Here is a 17,023-nt window from a genome sequence, read left to right as displayed (position 1 = left end):
ACCTGCGCCTGATTCGCGTGTCGGTTGGACTTCAGCTCTTGACGGCCTCTGCGATCTGCAGGGCGGCCTGGTCGGGCGTGAGGTGTGTGGTGTCGACGACCTCGGCCTCGTCGTGCAGCCACGTGCGGGCCGCCTCGGCGTAGAGCTCGAGGTATTTGAGGCGGAACGGGGAGGGGCCAAGAAGCGTGTCCCCTCGATACGCCCGCGGAGGGTGTCCTGGTCGGCGTGGAGAAGAAAGTGCCGTACCGGAATGGCATGTTGGGCAAGACCTGTGCTGATCTCGCGCCAGTACTGCTCGACCAGGACCGTCATGGGCATTACCAGGGTGCCGCCGGTGTACTCGAGTACGCGGCGGGCGGTCTCGACGACGAGCGGCCGCCACGGCGGCCAGTGCTGGAAGTTGTCCGCCCCGGGCCCAGGCAGCCAGGGCGTGATGTCCATGAGCACCTCGCCGACCTTCTCGGCGTCGAACACCCGTGAATCCGGGATCAGTTGCTGCAGGACTGCACCGGTCGTCGTCTTGCCCGCGCCGTGGGTGCCGTTGAGCCATACGATCACGGGACCCGATGCTAGCGCTGTGCGGCCGCGAGAACGGGCACAGCAGAAATCCGGTACGGCTTCGGCGTTCCCAGGGTGGTGCCAACCACCAAGATCAGGTGTCACCTGTCTCCAAGAGTCGCACCGACCTTCGAGAAGGACGCACGCATAGCACCGGTCGGTGTCGCGCATTAGGTCGTCGGGTAGCGGGACGTGGGCAGCCGCGTAATCGCACGCGATAAACCCGCGACGGCGACGGTCATCCCCGGGATACTGGTCGCCCATGGATGAGGTCAAGGTCGTCGTCGCCCATTCCGAGCGCGCGACCCTGCGCGTCGGCGATGTCTTCCTGAAGGTGGATGCCGATCAGGCGCGCATCGACGTCGAGGTCGAGGCGATGGCCTTGGCGCCGGTCCCGACCCCGGAGGTCCTGTGGCGCAAGCCGCCCGTGTTTGCGATCGCCGCGGTCCCGGGGACGACGCTTGGGCGCCTCGGCGGGCCGTCGACCGGGTCGCCGGCGGCGTGGGCCGCGGCGGGCGCCGCCATCCGGAAGCTGCACGACGCGCCGCTGCCGCCCCTGCCGGGCCGGGCCGGCAGGAGCATCGTCGCGCTGGCGGCGGAACTCGACGAGGAGTGCGAGTTGCTCGTGACGAACGGTGTCCTGCCCGCTGACCTGGTCACCCGCAACCGCCAGGTCGCCGAGGCCGCGCTCCGGCCGTGGACTCCGGCGTTCACACACGGCGACCTGCAGATCGCGCACGTCTTCGTCGACGGCGACGAGATCACCGGCATCATCGACTGGTCCGAGGCCGGCCAGGGTGATGCCCTGTACGACCTCGCCACCTTCACGCTCGGACACGAGGAGCACCTCGACGACGTCGTCGCCGGCTATGGCACCGACGTCGACCTCGACGTGATCCACGCGTGGTGGTCATTGCGAAGCCTGCTGGTGGTTCGCTGGCTGAGCGAGCACGGCTTCGACCCGTTCGCGCCGGGTTGTGAGGTCGACGTGCTGAGATCCCGGCTGTGAGGCTGCCGGCGCCGACTGCTGTGAGTGCTCCAGTCGGTCGGGGAACGTGACGCCGGTCAGTTCCTCGGAAAGGGTCCACAGGCGGCGGGCGGATTCCGGGTCGCTGGCCGTCCTGTCGAGAACGATGGGCGTGGGGGCGCCGGTGCGCTCGCCGTTGCCGTCAGGGCCGACGTAGCTGGCGCGGGGCAGGTCCTGCGTCGCCGCGTACAGGGTCGGTGGCGCGCCTGCCGTGCTGTCCTGCGAGATGAACGCGGATGCCGCGTTCACGGCGAAGCGGCGCACCGGGCTGGGGTCATTGCTGGTCAGGTGGTCTTGGCCCATCCGGGGTGTGCAGCCATGGCACGCACGGGGGAGCCGGCGGCGGTGAGGCGGCGCTGGAGTTCCAGGGTGAACAGCAGGGTGGCTCCGCTGTCCACGGCGGCCCAAGACCCGAGCCGTGCGGCTGACCGCGCCGGGCGATCCTCGGGACGATGCACCGCCCGCGCAGACGGCGGCGGTAATTGTCGCGGTCGTACCCGCGATCGGCATACAACGCCCGTGGCCTGCGCCGGGGTCAGCCCCGCTTGCCCCGCACCGGCGGCACGTCGTCGACCAATGGTAGAAAGCCGCGTGACCGTCGTTGCGGTGCCCGCCAGCGTGCGGCACCTGCAGCGCAATGCCATGCGCGTCGGTCAGCCCGTGGGGCTTCGAGCGCAGCCGCCTGCGCTCAACCGGGCTCGGACGGACTCTTGAGCTGCTTCGCTCCCGCTTGGCCTGCATTTGCGAGGCATCCACCTTGACGGGGGGAGAAGTCCAGGCGGTCCGTCGCCCGCAATCCCTCCCCACGGCTTCCGCCGTGCCACAACAACCTTCTGCAAGGTCCCCAAAGCGATCCGCGCAAGGGCACAAACAATGCGGCACAGGCCATGGAAGCGCATTTCCAGGATCACTTGAACAAGGTCTCCGATACCCTCACGTTTTACGCCATGCCGACGCCAAAAAGCCCTGCGTAGAAAAGACCTGACGGTAGGAAAGACCCGACGCATGAGTACCACCCCGAACCTGGACGAGGTCACGGCAGAACTCGCGCTGAACCGTGCGCTGCGGTGGATCGACCGGCCTCGCGACACCAGCGCCTGGCTGTGGATCGGAGGGCGCGCGGGCAGCGGCAGAACAGCGCTGTTGCGCGAGGTCGTTGCCCGCCATCCGGCCGCGACCCACGTCGACTGCGCCGGCAGGTCCGCGGAGGAGGTGGCCCGGCACGTGGCGACGGCCCTGGGCATCGCCGCCACGGACTCATTCAAGGGCAACTTCGCCACCGTGGCCGGCCGCATCAGCGACGACCCCGTGGTCGTACTCGCGAACACGCAGTGGGCGGGCCGGTTGCGCACCTCGCGCGAACCGGAGCGTGTGCTCGATCAGGTGGCACGGGCGCTGATCGAGCACCATCGGCGCGGGCTGCGGATGCGCTTGCTGATCGAAGTCGACGATGCTCCGGGCAGAGCCGCCGAGTTGGGCGGACGGTATCTGACGCTGCAGGGGGGCTTCGAGGGCATGCCCGCATCGGCGGAGCTGGACGACGATGCGGCCTTGTCGTCCGCCCTCCGTGCGCTGGCGTTAGCCGAGCATCGCCTCGTTCCCATATCCGTGTGGTCCCTGCTCTGTTCGGCCCTCGGCCGAGACCTCCCGCAGTCCCGACTCGAGTCGCTGCTCAGCGACGCGGCGGCCGGGAACTGGATCCATCGGACGGACGACGAGGCGGGCGCTCCCCACGTCGCCTTCAAGCAGGAGGCAGTGGCCCGGCAACTGCGTACGGAGATGTCCGCCAAGGAGGCCAGGTCCTGTCACGCGCGCGCACTCACCGCTCTGTCGGCCGCAGACGCCGCCGAGGCGACGCACTGGTACGCCGGTCACGCCCTGGCCGGCCACGCGGCGGCAGCGGGCCGGTTCGACGCATTCCTCGAGGACGCCGCTGCAGTCGCCGCGGTCGGCCACGAGTCGCTCTTCGAGGCGTTCGAAGCCGCGTTCCATGGACTGCCCATCCCGCAGGGAAGTGCCGCGGCCCGCCTCCATTACCTTGCGCGCCGTGGTGTTCGGCCTTCGTCCCAGGGGGAGTGGCTGGCGCTGTTGCACCTGACCCTGATGCAGGCCGGGCCGACGGAGGAAGCAGCCGCCGATCGGCTCCTGACGACGGCCGGGCCCCTGGCCCTGCCCTGGAGGACGCTCTGGGCCGAAGGCGTCGGTGCCGGCGTGTTCAGCACGGACGCGCTGGTCAGGCGCACCGTCGTCCGGACGCTCCACATCGTGCACACGCCGACCGGCGACCTGGTCACAGCCCGCACCCGCCGCGACCACATCGGTACATGGGACCTGGCCACGGGCGCGCCCCGACCCGAGCCCGACGAGCCCACGGACGCGTCCGGCACGACGCAGGCGGATCAGGGGCCTCAAGGATGGCGCCCCGCCGGAGCCGCCGGCGGCGAAGTGGATCTGCCTCGCATGCCCGAGTACATCCGCCGAGGCGTACGCTCGGGCCGTCTCATCGCTCTGGCCTCCACCGACGGTGTGTGCGTTGTCGAGATCAATCAGAGCGTCGGACACGAAACCACACCAGGCCGCCTCCTCAAGAGTCTGGTAGGCACCGGCACGAAGCTCGCTCGGGCGGACTTGCCGGCTGTGGCCCTGAACCCCACGTCCGATTGGCTGACGGACGTCTGGGGAGCTGCGGCGGTCAACCGTTTCCCGCAGGAGACCCTGCCGGCCGCCCTCTCCGACATCGGCGCGCGCGGATTCCTCTCCACAGTCGGCTTCCCCTGTGTCACCGGCTTCCTCGAACTCGACACCACCGGCCTGGCGGACACGGGCCTGCGCCCCGTTGCCGAGCCCGTCGGCAAGCCGACCCAGGCGGAGTCCACGTACTTCTCCCTAGGCAGCTGGCAAGGTGCGCGACTCCTCCTCGACGGCCGCGACGGGAGCGTTCTGCAGGACGGTGCGTCGGGGATCGACGACGCGCCGGCCGGAAGCAGTCTCGGTCAATTCGTCGCCATGATCCGCCTCTACTACTGGTGGTTCGCCTCCGACTGGTCGGTCGAGGACACGGAAACGGATGTACGTCACTGGCTGAACCGGATCGACCCCCAGGCCTTCCGGACACAGGGCTGGCAAAGGGTCTTCGAGGACTACAACTTCGACGACCAGGTCTGAGGGACCGGGCCGGCTGCTCGGCGACGCATTCCGCGCGTGACCGGGCGAATCCAGGTGGCTACGAAGCGCCCGCGGCCGCTGCAGCGGTGGCCGCCGCGGCCGTGCGAGCCGTCCACGGGGCCCGGTCACGGAAGCGCCGTGACCGGGCCCCAGGATCAGCTACCGGGGAAGGTGCCGACCGCCGCTAGTTCCGGTACCGGAACACGATCCGGCCGCGCGTCAGGTCGTACGGCGGGAGCTCCACCAGCACCCGGTCCTCCAGCATGATCTTGATGTAGTTCTTGCGGATCTTCCCGCTGATGTGCGCGAGCACCTGGTGGCCGTTCTCGAGCTGCACGGTGAACATGGCGCTGCGCAGGCACTCGACAACCTTGCCCTCGACTTCGATGACGTTCTTGTTCTTCGTCATCGCACCAGCTCCAGGTTGCTGCTCATCGGCCGGGCGCCGATGCCCTCGAACAGCGCCGAGGCCGCTTGGTTGGACTCGTGTACTTCGGTCCAGGCCGCGGCGAACCCGGAGCGGTGCACCGTCTCCAGCGCGTGGGCCAGCAGCGCCCGCGCGATGCCGCGGCGCTGTTCGCCGGCCCGGACCGCGACCAGCCCGATGCGCGGCCGGTTCACCGGCACCACCCGGATCAGGCCCAGGTAGCGGTCCGGCGCCGCGGCCACCGCGTACTTCGACGGGTCGACGATGGTGTCGCCTTCGAGGCGGGGAATCACCTCCGCGGGCATCGACTGCCACCCGACGCTCGCCTCGACGTCGTCACGGATCGCGCGGTCCACCGCCCGCAGCAGACTCTCGTCCGCCTGACCGGCGGGCACGATCGTCACGCCCGAAGGCGGCAGGACTGCCTCGAGCCCGGTGACCCGCGGGTCGGTCGGCACGGCGTACTCCCACTCGCGGCGCCGGACAGTGAAACCGGCCCGCCGCCAGCCGGCCGTCAGCTCGACGTCGGCTTCGTCGACCACTGTGTACAGCGGCGCCGGTAGTTCCGCCAGAATCGCCTCGGCGAGCAGGTCGAAGGTGGCGTCGTGCCAGGCGTCGATGCTGACGAACAAGCGTCCGTCGGGCCGGTGTTCCGCATGCCCGCGGCCGACGACCAGGTCGTCATCCAGTGCATGCCATTGTCTGTCCGCGACGCGCGTGATCATCACCGCGTTCTCGCTCAGGCCAGATGTGAAAGGCTTCGTGTCCATCGGAGTCCCCTTCCAGGAGAGCCTCGATCTCAGGCGCTCCTGGCGACACCGAACGTCAGCCGCCGGACCGTGACGGGTTGAGGGAGCACCCACGGGTAACTGTGTTCACGGGGCTCACCTCCATACGACGACTTCACGGTCCACCACGAAAGTAGCAACGGGGCGCCGCCTTGCTCAAACCATTTCCTATGAGCTCGTAACGCGATCGCGATCCGGTCTTCTTGAGGTGTCTCCAGCAGATGAGGCTCCAAGCCAACAAGAGGAAGGAGCCGTGGAGTTCGAGACGTCTTTCCCAGCGGACCGCGAGGCGTTTGAACTGGTGGAGCCGGGTGAAAGTCTGCTCGGCGACGTAGCGGAGCTTGCCCATGCCCTGAATGCTGGGGGGAGCCCATGCGGTGGGTGGCATCCTGCTGGGCGCTCGGCCGGGATCGGCTGACCCGGCCTCGTGGCCGACGCGGGGTTCGCAGACCCCGGGTGGCGGATGCCCAGGGAGACAGGCTACTTCCAGCCCTGCTCGTGGCCCGCACCGGCGAGTACCTGATACCAGCACCTGCCTGGCACGCCTGCCGCGCATCTCACGAGCCTGCAGAAACGTGCATCGTCACCGGGCGTGCTCGCGCTACGGAAAGTGAGCCAGAACCTCACCGTGGATGTCGTTTCGACGTGAGTTTTGGCTTGCCTCGATGGGTCCGCTGACGACCGCTCTGGCCACCCTCTCGTGGGTGCCGTGAGGGCACTGCGACGGGCCGACCTCCAAGTGCTCGCGTTGCAGTCACGTCGCCCCCTTTTGGCATCGCCGAAGGCATAACGCGGCTTGCTGCGGGCCAGGATGCGCGGCATGAAGTCCGAATCCGTGGCCGCCGTCGTTTCCGCCGCGATCGCCCTTGGAGCCGCATTCGTCGCCCTGCACGCAGCCCGGGGCAACAGCGTCCGCGCCGCCTACGAACTCGCCCGCAGCCTCTACACAGAGCTCACGTCCAAGGACACCGCGGCACTTCGCAGCACCCTCACCTTCTGCCGTCTGGCCGAAAGCCGTACTGCTGACGACACGAGGCGCGTCCTGGACGACTACTTCGCGCTGCTCTGGCAGTTTGAACGTATCCGTGCCGGGCGCGAATCACTCGTCGGCCAGCGCCGCCTCAATGGCAACAACAACGTATCCAACGCGGAAGGGACTGAACACGGCAGCGCCCGCCAGCCGGGGCTTCTGCGCAGAACCCGACCGGCTCCAGATCAGACAGGCCCATGATGCTCGCGATCGCCCCGTCGCGGCACGCACCCGTCTGGGCGCCTACCTCGTGTCCCGCTCTGCGCAGAAGGTCATGGAAACCCGATGGTAAAAGGTATGTGTGCCGCCGCCCGTGAAATTCGGCCCGAATTCCGCGACTGAATGGTAGGGGAGGGGTATTTCGGCTGCTCCAAATCCTGTAGTATTGGCCTGCGTTGGTAGAATGAGGCCGCAAGGGTGCGCCGATTGACCTCGGGGCGAGGAGAAGAGAGTGCCGGAGAGGAATCTCGAGTTCGGTAAGTACGGGGCTCGCGGTATCAAAGGACATGAGGCGGTGGCCCGTCGGCTTGATGCGCTTGCCCATTTCATCGCGACCCCGGTCACTCAACACCGCGGTCTGGTGGCCCGCCTGCATTACCTCACCCGTACCGATCACGCCCGTCAGGCGGCCCGTGCGGCCGGCCTCACGGTCACCGGCCGCACGATGAAGGCGTGGCTGGACGGCAAGCGCAGCCCGTCCGCGAAGAATCTGCAGGCCATCGAGGTCGCTTACCGCACGGTGCGTCGGCACAATGTCGCCCGGTATCTGCTCGCCCGACTGAACCGCGAAGGGCGCGGTACCCGCGTGGAGTTCCACCCGCTCAACCAGAGCCAGGTGCCACGGCCGCGCCAGCGTGTGATCGAGTACCGCACCCTCAACGTCCGCCACTGGGACCGCATCGTGCAGGCCTGGGCCGAGGACGACGACGCCGCGCTCGATGATGCCTGGGTCAACGACGCGACCGTGGACCTGGGCAGCCAGTGGGGCGAGTACGAGTACGTGACCAGCATCGGATTCGCAGCCTGACAACAGCGTGGGATCTCAATTTCGGCTGCACAATCTCGCGGCCTCCCGTCATATCGACCTGGTCGGAGGGCTCACCCCTTGGGCTGACGGAGTGCCCAATCGCGGTCGCTCGGTGTCGGTTCGGTCCGCCAACGAGCCCGTAGGACTCCGTCGTTGTCAGTCATGACAGCGGTGAACAGAGGCGCACGTTCACCCGCATATACAGACAGGAGTGCGGCAGCGCGTGCACTGGTAATCCGGGCGGTCAATTCCGCGTGCCCGTCCTCGTCGGCGATGGCGCTGTGGATGAGGCCGTCGTCGTCCTGCCACACGCCTTCTATGAGGCCGTCGGTGGGGAGGGCTCTCAGGACGGCGGCGATGTCGGTGGACAGGGGTGGCCAGACAGCGAGACGGGCCCGGGGCGCCAGTCCAACACGATCCGGGCCGATGGTGTCGCGGTCGAGGTGGTGCCATCGTGAGGCTCCCTCGAGATGCATCTCTTCCAGGACTCCTGCATGGCCGCTGACGACTGCCCTGCGCAGGTCGGCCCAGAAGTCGTCATCCCCGGGCCGCTGGATGTCCTGCTCTTCATCCTCGTCGAAGGCGTACGGGGAGGCGTCCAGGCGTTCTGGGAACAACCCCAGCTCGCGGGTGCGGGCCAGCGCTTCCTCGCAAGGCCGGCTGCTACTGATGTAGAGGTACTGGTCCCACCCCACGTGGACCGCGAACGTGTCGTCCGCCTCCAGCCGGCACCAGGCACCGTTGTCGCGCAGCATGACCCGCACCAGCTCCAGCGCGATATCGAGCAGCACCTGTGCCCCGTCGTGGAAACCGGCCTGGCCGGACGGGAAGAGCCCTTCCAGCCCGAAACCGTCCACCGGAGGTTCGACACCGAGATGCGCCAGGGAGGGAACCTGTGGCTCGCGTACGACCAGGTGATCGATACCAGTGTCCGCGGCGAAGGCAGCAACAGCCCGAAGGTAGGACGCCTCGATCTCGCCGTGGTCGCTGACAGTGTCCTCAGGACCGGTGTAGTGGCCATGTCCGTCGCGGTCAGCGGGGTCGTACTTGGTCACGCGGTACACGTAGGTCAGCACAACTCTCATCCTTCCGCACAAGCCTGGGGCCACGCCGGGCAAATGCCGGGGCAGCGGAGACGGGCATGGTCGTCGTGGCGGTCGCGGGCGGGAGCGCGCTCATCGTGCCAATCCGGCTGTCTCCGGGGCGCGCCTTCGCCGCCGCGGCGACAGGCCGGGGCCCGCACCTGGTCCACGTGGGTGGTTTCGATGGACGGTGCCCGGCGGTTTTCAGCGGATGCGGTGTTGCTTCCAGAAGGGTTCCAGGTCGTTGTCGGTCACGGCCTGTGCGGCCTTCTTGAAGTCGGCGGTGGTGGACAGGCCGTACCAGTGGTCGCGGGCATACCGCTTGAGCAGTCGTGCCATCGTGTCGGCGCCGATGGTGCGTTCCAGGCGTGCCAGGGCGCAGGAGCCGGCCGTGTAGATGAGGTGGTACTCGCCCGGGTGCTTGGCCCAGTAGGCCATCGAGTTGGTGAGCGCGGTGTCCTGGCTCGGCCATTCGTCGTCCGACCAGCACTCGCGTGTGTCCCAGCCGTAGAAGCGCGCGTTGGCGTACTGGGCGAAGCTCTCGTCCAGCCAGGGCGCGCCGTATTCGTCGTTGCCGACGATGCCGTACCACCACTGGTGGGCCACCTCGTGGACGACGGCGCTGCCTTCCTCGGTGGTGCCGAGGATGACCAGGCCGGGGTACTCCATACCGCCGCCGAAGTCTTTGGTCATCACGAAGTCGATCTCGCCGTACGGGTAGTGGCCGAACTCCTTGCCGAACCGGTCGACGGCGGCGACGCCGTCCTTGCGGTTGAGGCTCACTCCCGCCGCGGGCGTGTTCGGCGCCCAGTACGACTTCACGCGCACACCACCGGGCGAGGTCTCGGTCGCGGTGCGGAACGGGCCCGCCGCCCACGCGAAGTCCCGCACCCGGTGCGCGACGCTGTGCGTGACCGTACGCCCCTGCGTGCCGTGGCGGGTCCAGGTACGGCCGGTTGCGGGGACCTTGAGCGCTGACGGGTGGTCGATGCGCACGCGGAAGTCGCTCGCCAGGGCGTAGAAGCTCTCACCGGTCGACACATACGGATCGAGGTGCCATCCCTTCGCGTCGTGCACGGCGAGCACCGGCAGCGCATTGCCCAGGAAGCGGAAAGCGCCCTCGCGGCCGAAGCGGTCGTTGCGCTGGGGCACCGTGATGGAGACGTCGAAGGAGACGGCCGTCCGCTCTCCGCGCGCGAGCGGCCTGGGCAGGGTGATGCGCAGTGCGGTGCAGTTCACGGTGAGGCGGCCCGCAGTGCCACCGCGCACCTTGGTTATTTTGACGGGTGACGGTTTGCTGGGCGTGCCGCACTTGTCGTTGCCGTTGCCCCACAGACGTACGTACACCTCATGCAGGGGCCTATCGGATGCATTGCGGAACGACACCCGCTGTCGGCCCGTCCAGCGCGAGCCGTCGGCGTCGCCGCGCAGGGACACGTCGTAGCGAAGCCGGTCGGGCGTCGCGGCCGCGGCCTTGGAAGCCGGTGCCGCTGCCGGTGCTGTGACGGCATCAGCAGCGGTGGCGCCCGCTGCCACGAGCAGGGCGAGCGGGACAACGAGTAGACGGCGAGCGGCCCTTGAGCACCATGCGGGTGCGCGTAACGACGACATGGCAGCGGATCATGCCACATCGCTCTGACAGTCGGCGGTCGTCCGTACAACTGCTGCAGAGCGTGATCTTCGTGTCCGGGGTGTGGTTTGTCGCCAGTGTGAAGCGGTGTCGGAACCAGTGGTCAGTGACGTTCTGTGCTTGATGGACCGGCTGGGGAGCCGGACGCGAGCGTCGGCTGGCGCCTCCCAGTATGTAATGTGCCTTGACTGCTGACGCCTGTTACATGTGGAGGGTGTGTGGATACCGAGATCGTGCGGGTCTGGGTCGAGGGCTGGGCCGCCTCGCGCGGGGCCGCCCCTGCGGTGGAAGAGCCCTGGGGATTCACAGTCGACGTCGGACTGCCCGGGCAGGTAACCCGGCATGTCTTGCCCAACGCTGACGAGACGCTCATCCGCGAGCTCATGGAGACGACCACAGCGCCTGGCACCTGGCTCAAGGTACTCACGGCCCCGGAGGTCATATCCCCCTGGCTCACACCCGCATGGACGTTTGACGACCCGGGTTTCCTGATGTCGGCAACCCTGCACCCGTCCGCCACGGACCTCCCTGTCGGCTACCAACTGCGCACGTGGAGCCGAGGCGAGGTCACCCGCGCCCTCGTCTGTGACAGGGACGGCGCCTTTGCCGCCCACGGCCAGGTCGCCGGCTCTTGCCACGCCGGCTCCGTCGTGTTCGACCAGATAGAGACAGCGCCTGCGCACCGTCGCCAGGGCCTGGGACGGGCAGTCATGCACACCCTGGCCAACGCGGCGATCGCCTCGGGCGCCCGGGCTGGGGTGCTCGCCGCAACGGTTGAGGGGCAGGGCCTGTACGAGTCGCTTGGCTGGACCACACACGCACCACTCACCAGCGTCGTCCTCACGTCATCCGACGCCGGGCGGTAGGCGACGAGCCCATTGAGACGCCCTCCACCTCACAGAACGTCACAGGCCAGCGGTTCTGGCACAACTTTGAGGTCGACCGTTCGTCATGACGCTCTGGGTGCCCGCAAGCGGGACAGCGAGCCGGAAAATAGGCTCGGACCTTGGCATCCCTGACAGAGTCAAGCTCATTACAGGCGGCGCGGGCACCCGGTGGTGGGATTGCCTGTCCAAGACCGCTCCGCGTATGTCACCCCCCGCTACACAGCCACCGCCAAGCCGTTGACCAGGAGAGATGCAGAAGTCCGGCTGGCGTCCCAAGGGTCACGTCCACCGCTGGCCACGGCTTGGTGGGCACGGCCCGGCCCCATTGCGGCGGGCCGGGTTCACGTGCCACAGCGGCAGCTTGTCGCTGACCTTGTCCGCGTGGGGGTCAGTGGTGACGCTTGTCGATTGCTCGGAAGCTGCCGACAAGCGCGAATGGCACTGTGGCCCCGTCGAGGACCGGCGTGCCCTCGATTGCGCTGCTGGAGTTTCGGGGCCCGATTTTCGCAATTGCAGAGCCGTTGTCGCAGGTAATTCCGCGGAAGAATTCGATGGTCCTGTCACTCTCGTTGAGGACGTTGAAGCTGGTCGCGGGACTACTGATCACAGCGGTGCACACACCCGGCTCGGCTGCGAACGTTCGCTCGTTGACGTGGATCCGTCCGCGATCGTCGTTCCGTCCATGAGCGTCGTTCCGGTAGTTGTAGTCCGTCTGGCCGTCGCCTCCCTGACCCTGAGGGAAAGCGGCGTCCGCGTCCTGCAGCGACGGGGCGGACTTCGGGACGGAACTGGTAGCCGAGGCGTAGTTCACCCCGGTTGCAGCAAGGACGGTGACACCCACCGACAATGCGATCGCGACAACGGTACGCGTACGCATTCCATTTTTCCTTCTTACAGGCATTCCGCTTTTTCTCCATCTCTCGGTGTGTCGGCTGACCCGGCCGACTATGAATGAACATACTCATAGCTAATTCTGTCGCCACCTCAGAAATGTCTGACGGGCGATAAGGTGGGGCCGATCGGGGGTTCGAAGGCTCGCGGCCACGTTTGTGATGCTCCGTCAGAAAAGCGGAGGCGAAAGTGACTTGGTGGCACAGTTGAGCCGCCCGGGGGACGGGCTGACGCTCCTTCACACTTCTGCTGGCGTGTCGGGTATTGACAAGACTCCGCACGGTGGCTAGAAGGCCACCCCGGACTCGTGGATTCGTCCTGTTCAGCGCCTGGCGGCTGGCGTTGCAGCGGGCACGCGAGGTGGTCGCGGGACGGCTTGGCGGCGTCGTTGCGCCAGGTCACGTGGGGCGCCAGTGCAGGTTCGCCGGCCGATGCGGCCACGGTGAGGGGGCTGCGAGCGTCCAGGATCATGCCCCTTGAACGGAGCCAAGGACTTCCCGTACCGGCCCTGGTCTCCTATCCCTGACCTAGGGTGCAAGGTAGCGGCGGCCACGGAAACTCGTCTTCGCTGCCCGGCCGTCGTCGGGAGGCTCCGCCCGAGACGAAACGTACGATGGGGCATCGGGCCGAACGGAGAGCTGCGAGGACTCAAGTGGCTGGCGAAATGAGCAAAGAGCTGATCATCAGCCCCCGCAGCGAGCGCGTGCGAGAGAAGCTGGCGGAAGCCGCTGCCTGGAGCGCGTACGCGGCGGAGCTTCGCAAGGTGCTCAGAGCCGCGATTGAGAAGAGTGGCGCAGACCTCCTGGAGGTGGGCGGGCTGCTGGTGAGCGAGCCCCTTCCCGAAGAGCACCGCGGCCTGCGCAATGGTGCGGCGGTCCGGCCGCCGCAAGCGATAGGTCTCGCCGAGGGAATGGCAGCCGGGCGCGGGCCGTATTGTCAGCTCGCTGCACCCGGGAGACTTCAGATCGAGTCGGGATGGGACGGAGCGGTACACCTCTACACCACACCAGCGGTGGCCGCCGATCTGGCGGGATTCCATGGTGAGAGCGTGACGTTCCTGTGGCGAGACGCGGCTCCTGGACCCATAGAGGTCTCGGACCCCGTCGACGCCGTCGCGGACGCGGGTTTCTGGGCGAGGGTGGCGGAGGTGTCCGAGCGCCTGACCCTGGTCTGCGAGCGCTGGGCGTACGGCGCTCAGGGGTGCAGATGGTTTCGCGTGACGCCGGAGAGCACAGCCGAAGTGGCCCGACTACTGCGGCCACGCTCGCTGGTTTGCGTGGCCATCGAGCCGGAGCTGAACCCCAGAGCGGAGCTGCTGCAAGACGACTTCACCGCTTTCGTGGCCCCGCTGCCGTACGGCGAACTGGCCCACCGGAACTACCCTGGTGGAGCCGACACACTCTCCGAGCTCACGGATGACGGTTTCTCCCTCATGCTGGCCGATGCGGCGCTGGGCGACTGGTGCGCCGTCGTACCGGACACGGACGGGGTGGCCAGGGGGCAGTGGGAGACTCCGGGTGAGTAGTTGAGGTAAAGGAAACCCCGGTGAGAACGGTCTTGCTGGGGTTCGTTTACTTCGTGCGAGCTTCAAGCTGACGGGGGACGGCGCCGGCGCGCAGTTCGCGCAGGTCAGGGATGTGGTTGTAGAGGGTGCTCGGGGAGACGCCGAGGAGCTTGGCGATCGACGTGATGGAACGGCCGGGGTCGGGCAGCAGGTCGCGGGCGGCCTTGATGACTTCCTCGGTGGCGACGCTGGGGCGCCCGCCGACGCGGCCACGGGCGCGGGCCGCGGCCAGGCCCTCGTTGGTGCCGATGACGATGAGTTCGCGGATGAACTCCGCGAGGGCGGCGAAGACGTGGAAGACGAGTCGGCCGCCGGGGGTGGTGGTGTCCAGGTTCTCGTGGAGCGAGGTGAAGCCGATCCCTCGGTCGCGGAGCTCAGCGACCATGTTGATGAGGTCCTGGAGGCTGCGACCGTAGCGGTCGAGTGAGGGGACCACGAGGGTGTCGCCCGGGTCGAGGAAGGTGTGGCATGCCTTCAGCTCCGGGCGGAGCGTGTTCTTGCCGGACTTCTTGTCCGCGAAGATCTTCGGGCATCCGGCGGCGGTGAGCGCGTCGAGCTGCCGTTCGAGCATCTGTCCGCCGGTCGAGACCCGGGCGTATCCGATCTTGATTTCGGTGCGGACGAGCGGCTCGGGGTGGTCAACCGATGCAGTGGCCGCTCCTTGGTGTGCCGGAGCGGCTGGTCGAGGTTGAGGATGTACCAGTTCTGCCGTTCGCAGCCGGCCGTAAGCATCCGGTGTCCGGTAGGTTGCCCGGCTGATCTCAGACACCTGCGTGTGTGGCCCCGCGGTCATGGTCAGTTGCGCGGGCGGATGAGGAGAAGGGCGATGTCGTCGTGTCGGGGCGCGGAGCGTTCGGCGTGGTGGAGGAGGTCATCAGCCAGAGCGTCCAGGTTTTCCCGTTGCGACGCTGCCAGTTGCCCGGCGAGGGCGATGGTCGCGTCGTCGATGTCGATGCCGGGGCTTTCGACGAGTCCGTCGGTGTACAGGGCGAGGACGGCGCCGGGCGGGAGGGCGATCTCGGCAGTGGGGTAGTCGGCGTTCGGTTCGATGCCCAGCAGCAGTCCGGGAGACACCCGGAGGATGTCGGTTCCGCCGCCGGGGTGGCGCAGCAGGGCAGGAGGATGTCCGGCGGTGGCCAGTCGTGCGCGGTGATGTGTCAGGTCGAGGTGGACGACGAGGCAGCTGGCGAACAGGCCGGGGTCGAGGTCCGTCAGGAGGCGGTTGGTGCGGGCGAGGATCTCGCCGGGTGAGGAGCAGACGGTGGCGTGGGCGCGGACGGCTGTGCGGATCTGCCCCATGAGGGCGGCAGCGGTGGTGTTGTGGCCCTGGACGTCGCCGATCGCCACGGTGGCTGTATCTGGTGCGCTGTGGATGAGGTCGTAGAAGTCGCCGCCGATCTCCATGCCGTGGCCGGCGGGCCGGTAGCAGGCGGCCACGTCCAGGCCGGGGATGCGCGGCAGGGCGCGGGGCAGCAGGCCGGTCTGCAGGGTGTGGGCAAGGGCGTGCTTGGCATCGTAGAGGCGGGCGCGGTCCAGGGCTTGGGCGAGCAGTCCGGCCACAGAGGTGAGGATGGCCCGTTCGGCGGGCGGGAACGGGCGAGGGACGTCGTAGCCGAGTACGAGAGAGCCCACCGGCCGACCCGACACGACCAGGGGGAGGAACGCCCAGGCCGCCATTTCGTCCTGGTGTACCGCTGGAGGGTAGGCCCTCTTGAGATCGGCGAAGCTGGGGAAGAACGCGGCCACGCCTGTGGTGATGACACGCGCCGCGGGGGTGTCGGACGTTTGGGGCGCTGCGTCGAAGCGGGCCATCAGCTCGGGGGAGTAGCCGCGGAAACCGGTGATCCGCAGCCGGCCCTCATACACAGTCATGAGCGCCAGGGCTTTGGGGCCGAAGGCGGGCACGATCTGGTCGGCGGCCAGCTCGACCACGTCCTGGACGCCGACGGCCTCGGTGAGGGCGGTGGCGAAGTGCGTCAGGTGATACAGGCCCGCCGCGCTCACCGGCTCGGCCGTGGACCGGGGCCGATGTCCTTGCGCGGTGTCAGGCGGGTGTCCGGTGACGGGGGTGATGTGGACGCTGATGCCGCTGTCACTCGGGTAGAGCTGGAAGAACAGCCACCTGTCCGGTGGGCGCCGCGCGGTGAAGGAGATCGGCTGGCGCGTGACCACGGCTGCCCGGTACCGCTCTTCGAACACAGGATCCTGCAACCACACCAGTACCTCCCACGGGCGGTTGCCCAGCAGCGAGGCAGCACCGGCACCCAGCAGCTTGGCGCCGGCGGGGTTGATGAAAGTGAGCCGGCCGTCCAGGTCGAGGGCGCAGCAGCCCACGGGCAGGCGCTCGGTGAAGACCAGGGCGGCGGTGGCCTGGGCCGGGTCGGATTCGCGGGGTTGGGGCGCCGGGAGCAAGCGTGGTTTTTCGACGGGCTGCAGCGGACGGCCGCTGTCGGCGGCCTGTTGCAGGATCCCTGCGGTGCGCCGACAGCAGGTGCTGACGCTCTCCTGTTCGGCCGCGCTGAGCTGCGGTGGATGCCACGCGGGCCACAGCAGCACAATGCCGCCCCACACGGTGGTGGCGCTCGTGATCGGGGCCGCGGCAAGCTGGAAGTCGTACGGCAGGACGATCCCGAGGCGGGGGTAGCGGCGGGCGATTTCCTCCTGACTGCCCAGCCAGACCATGTGCCGTTGGCGTACGGCGTCCGCCACGGGGATCGCCGCGTTCAGGGGGATGCGGGCCCACGGGGCGGAGATCTGCTCGGACACGCCGGAGGCCAGCACCAGCCGCAGTACCTGCTCCCCAGGAGGGAGCAGGTACACCAGCCCCGTCGATGCGCCGGTGTCCCGCACCAGGTCGGCCAGAACAGAGTCCGGCACGGCCGCACCGGTGGCAAAGGGGGAATGGGGAACGGGGTGCTGCATGGCCGTCACCCGCTCCGGCCGGCTC

Annotated in this window: 13 protein-coding genes and 3 pseudogenes; 6 read left to right on the top strand and 10 right to left on the bottom strand. The window is 68.2% G+C overall.

Features of this window, described 5'->3' with window-relative positions; translation table 11 throughout:
• Positions 1-31 precede the first annotated feature (31 nt).
• Positions 32-558, bottom strand: a pseudogene (locus tag ABD932_RS28330) (ATP-binding protein).
• 262 nt (positions 559-820) lie between these two features.
• Between ABD932_RS28330 and ABD932_RS28325 the strand changes: the two are divergent.
• Positions 821-1,567 (top strand): phosphotransferase family protein, encoded by a 747-nt coding sequence (locus ABD932_RS28325; RefSeq protein WP_345016676.1) that lies wholly within the window; start codon positions 821-823, stop codon positions 1,565-1,567.
• A 39-nt stretch (positions 1,568-1,606) separates the two neighbouring features.
• On the opposite strand, the pseudogene ABD932_RS28320 reads toward ABD932_RS28325, so the two are convergent.
• Positions 1,607-1,971 (bottom strand): annotated as a pseudogene (locus ABD932_RS28320) (SDR family NAD(P)-dependent oxidoreductase); the annotation flags it as partial.
• A pseudogene (locus tag ABD932_RS28315) lies at positions 1,971-2,387 on the bottom strand (transposase); the annotation flags it as partial. The pseudogenes ABD932_RS28320 and ABD932_RS28315, both read right to left, overlap by 1 nt.
• 203 nt (positions 2,388-2,590) lie before the next feature.
• On the opposite strand from ABD932_RS28315, the gene ABD932_RS28310 reads away from it, so the two are divergent.
• On the top strand, positions 2,591-4,750 hold the full coding sequence (locus ABD932_RS28310; protein ID WP_345016674.1) for an SUKH-4 family immunity protein: 2,160 nt from the start codon (positions 2,591-2,593) through the stop codon (positions 4,748-4,750).
• Positions 4,751-4,934: 184 nt separating this feature from the next.
• Here the strand turns inward: ABD932_RS28310 and infA are convergent, their stop codons facing one another.
• The gene (gene infA / locus ABD932_RS28305; protein ID WP_327714856.1) at positions 4,935-5,159 is read right to left on the bottom strand and encodes a translation initiation factor IF-1; all 225 of its coding nucleotides are present in this window, start codon (positions 5,157-5,159) and stop codon (positions 4,935-4,937) included.
• Positions 5,156-5,947 carry a GNAT family N-acetyltransferase gene (locus ABD932_RS28300; protein WP_345016668.1) on the bottom strand — a complete coding sequence of 264 codons (792 nt, stop codon included), beginning with the start codon at positions 5,945-5,947 and terminating at the stop codon, positions 5,156-5,158. Before ABD932_RS28300 ends, infA begins: the two co-directional genes overlap by 4 nt.
• 838 nt (positions 5,948-6,785) lie before the next feature.
• Here ABD932_RS28300 and ABD932_RS28295 point away from each other — a divergent pair.
• Together ABD932_RS28295 and ABD932_RS28290 are read left to right on the top strand one after the other, a co-directional pair.
• Positions 6,786-7,196, top strand: a complete 411-nt coding sequence (locus ABD932_RS28295) for a hypothetical protein (protein WP_345016666.1) — start codon at positions 6,786-6,788, stop codon at positions 7,194-7,196.
• A gap of 250 nt (positions 7,197-7,446) precedes the next feature.
• Positions 7,447-8,022, top strand: coding sequence for a transcriptional regulator (locus ABD932_RS28290; protein ID WP_126398751.1), 576 nt, complete (start codon positions 7,447-7,449; stop codon positions 8,020-8,022).
• A 71-nt stretch (positions 8,023-8,093) separates the two neighbouring features.
• Here ABD932_RS28290 and ABD932_RS28285 read toward each other — a convergent pair whose 3' ends face one another.
• Entirely contained in the window at positions 8,094-9,098 is a 1,005-nt protein-coding gene (locus tag ABD932_RS28285; RefSeq protein ID WP_425587527.1) for an RNA-binding protein, read from the bottom strand.
• A gap of 210 nt (positions 9,099-9,308) precedes the next feature.
• Positions 9,309-10,715 carry a M1 family metallopeptidase gene (locus ABD932_RS28280; protein ID WP_345016661.1) on the bottom strand — a complete coding sequence of 469 codons (1,407 nt, stop codon included), beginning with the start codon at positions 10,713-10,715 and terminating at the stop codon, positions 9,309-9,311.
• A gap of 237 nt (positions 10,716-10,952) precedes the next feature.
• Between ABD932_RS28280 and ABD932_RS28275 the strand changes: the two genes are divergently transcribed.
• Positions 10,953-11,600, top strand: a complete 648-nt coding sequence (locus ABD932_RS28275) for a GNAT family N-acetyltransferase (RefSeq protein WP_345016659.1) — start codon at positions 10,953-10,955, stop codon at positions 11,598-11,600.
• Positions 11,601-12,009: 409 nt separating this feature from the next.
• Here the strand turns inward: ABD932_RS28275 and ABD932_RS28270 are convergent, their stop codons facing one another.
• Positions 12,010-12,498, bottom strand: coding sequence for a hypothetical protein (locus tag ABD932_RS28270; protein WP_345016657.1), 489 nt, complete (start codon positions 12,496-12,498; stop codon positions 12,010-12,012).
• A gap of 678 nt (positions 12,499-13,176) precedes the next feature.
• Between ABD932_RS28270 and ABD932_RS28265 the strand changes: the two genes are divergently transcribed.
• Positions 13,177-14,037: a hypothetical protein gene (locus ABD932_RS28265; protein WP_345016655.1), complete on the top strand. Its 861-nt coding sequence runs from the start codon at positions 13,177-13,179 to the stop codon at positions 14,035-14,037.
• Positions 14,038-14,083: 46 nt separating this feature from the next.
• On the opposite strand, the gene ABD932_RS28260 is transcribed toward ABD932_RS28265, so the two are convergent.
• Positions 14,084-14,647, bottom strand: a complete 564-nt coding sequence (locus tag ABD932_RS28260) for a recombinase family protein (RefSeq protein WP_425587526.1) — start codon at positions 14,645-14,647, stop codon at positions 14,084-14,086.
• Between the two features lie 224 nt (positions 14,648-14,871).
• Positions 14,872-16,998 carry a SpoIIE family protein phosphatase gene (locus tag ABD932_RS28255; protein ID WP_345016653.1) on the bottom strand — a complete coding sequence of 709 codons (2,127 nt, stop codon included), beginning with the start codon at positions 16,996-16,998 and terminating at the stop codon, positions 14,872-14,874.
• Between the last annotated feature and the right edge of the window lie 25 nt (positions 16,999-17,023).

It is taken from the genome of Streptomyces shaanxiensis, from assembly GCF_039537145.1.
In the GTDB taxonomy this organism is placed as follows: domain Bacteria; phylum Actinomycetota; class Actinomycetes; order Streptomycetales; family Streptomycetaceae; genus Streptomyces; species Streptomyces shaanxiensis.
This window is presented reverse-complemented; position numbering and strand designations above follow the sequence as displayed.

Bases quoted from the DNA above. Each gene is read 5' to 3' on its own strand.
- ABD932_RS28325 (WP_345016676.1), top strand. From the start codon at position 821: ATGGATGAGGTCAAGGTCGTCGTCGCCCATTCCGAGCGCGCGACCCTG.
- ABD932_RS28310 (WP_345016674.1), top strand. From the start codon at position 2,591: ATGAGTACCACCCCGAACCTGGACGAGGTCACGGCAGAACTCGCGCTG.
- infA (WP_327714856.1), bottom strand. From the start codon at position 5,159: ATGACGAAGAACAAGAACGTCATCGAAGTCGAGGGCAAGGTTGTCGAG.
- ABD932_RS28300 (WP_345016668.1), bottom strand. From the start codon at position 5,947: ATGGACACGAAGCCTTTCACATCTGGCCTGAGCGAGAACGCGGTGATG.
- ABD932_RS28295 (WP_345016666.1), top strand. From the start codon at position 6,786: ATGAAGTCCGAATCCGTGGCCGCCGTCGTTTCCGCCGCGATCGCCCTT.
- ABD932_RS28280 (WP_345016661.1), bottom strand. From the start codon at position 10,715: ATGTCGTCGTTACGCGCACCCGCATGGTGCTCAAGGGCCGCTCGCCGT.
- ABD932_RS28270 (WP_345016657.1), bottom strand. From the start codon at position 12,498: ATGCGTACGCGTACCGTTGTCGCGATCGCATTGTCGGTGGGTGTCACC.
- ABD932_RS28265 (WP_345016655.1), top strand. From the start codon at position 13,177: ATGAGCAAAGAGCTGATCATCAGCCCCCGCAGCGAGCGCGTGCGAGAG.
- ABD932_RS28260 (WP_425587526.1), bottom strand. From the start codon at position 14,647: ATGCTCGAACGGCAGCTCGACGCGCTCACCGCCGCCGGATGCCCGAAG.
- ABD932_RS28255 (WP_345016653.1), bottom strand. From the start codon at position 16,998: ATGCAGCACCCCGTTCCCCATTCCCCCTTTGCCACCGGTGCGGCCGTG.